The organism is Kistimonas scapharcae, from assembly GCF_039540975.1.
Lineage (GTDB): Bacteria > Pseudomonadota > Gammaproteobacteria > Pseudomonadales > Endozoicomonadaceae > Kistimonas > Kistimonas scapharcae.
Genome location: NZ_BAABFL010000235.1, coordinates 1 through 1,231 on the forward strand (window position 1 = coordinate 1; position 1,231 = coordinate 1,231).

The 1,231-nt window shown below is 57.5% G+C and carries 1 protein-coding gene; it reads right to left on the reverse strand.

Annotation, left to right across the window (positions count from 1 at the left end; translation table 11 throughout):
* Positions 1-1,143, reverse strand: a 1,143-nt coding sequence (gene tnpC, locus ABD892_RS10625) for an IS66 family transposase (protein ID WP_345195599.1), incomplete at its 3' end; no start/stop codon positions are given.
* Between the last annotated feature and the right edge of the window lie 88 nt (positions 1,144-1,231).

Consider the following 1,231-nt stretch of genomic DNA (forward strand, 5'->3'; position numbering starts at 1 on the left):
GATGGGACGGCTTTCCGTCTGCCGCACCCGGTAGCGTTCATCGGGTGGCTTGTCCTTAATGTCCCTTTCGATGCCGTAGAGACGCTGGATCATCCTGAGCGCTTGGCGGGCACGGGTGGGCTTTTCGCCCTTTGGCGTGGCCTTGACCACATCAGCAAACTTGCGCCGCACATGGGCCATGCAACCCACTAACCGAATGTCGGGGTTTCTGTTACTCAGGGTCTTGTAGGCAGAATGGCCATCACAGTGCAGGTAGCCGCTGAAGCCGGACAGGAAGTTCTCGGGATGCAGGTGCCCCCTTCCGGTCTGGTAGTCGTAGAGGATTATCGCTTTATCCAGGGTTTCCGCCGTGCGGTAGACCCACATAAAGGAATTCGACTGCGGCGCACGCCCCGGCTCTTTCAGCACCTGGTTCGTCGTTTCATCGGCATGGAGCTGTGACTGTTCGGCCAGCAGCTTCTGCAAAGCCTGGTAGAGGGGTTCCAGCAGTTCGGCGCACCGGATCATCCACTCCGCCAGTGTCGCACGACTGATCTCTGCGCCAATGCGCTTGAGGATGAATTCCTGGCGGTACAGTGGCAGAGCGTCGCAGTACTTGTTGGTCATCACCCAGGCCAGCAGGCCGGGGGTGGCGATGCTCTTCGGGATGGGCATGGCCACCATGGGGGCTGTCACAATACCGTTTTCGCAGGCGCAGCCGTACTTGATGCGACGGTATTCGATGACATTGAACTGAGGCGGAATGATCTCCAGCTTGCAGCTGGCGTCAAAACCTATTTGCTTGCGAAAGATCTCACAGCAGGCACACCACTTCTCTTCCTCGGGAACATCCAGAATCCGGATGTCACGGGGGAGGTCTTTTGGCAGTTCTGTTCTGACCGGTTTCTTGCGTTGGTGGGCGGCAACGGGCCGGGTATCGTCAGGTGTAGTGTCCTGATCGTCGGCCTCGTTCTCCTCCGCCAGCAATTCCGCTTCATTGAACAGCAGACCCTGGGCGTCAAATCGCTCACTGGCGGCACCGAACTGTCGGTGCTTATTCAGACGGAACTGCTCTTCATACCATGCCAGTTGCCGCTTCAGCATGGAGACTTCCAGCTGAAGGGATTCAATGAGATTGGCAGGGTTTGAAGTCAGAGGATTCATGCCGGACAGTATCCGGCAAAACAGGAAACCATTGTCTTGCAGCAGGTCATGGCAATGGTGATCAGGCGGCGGTCTGGTAACGGAGCAC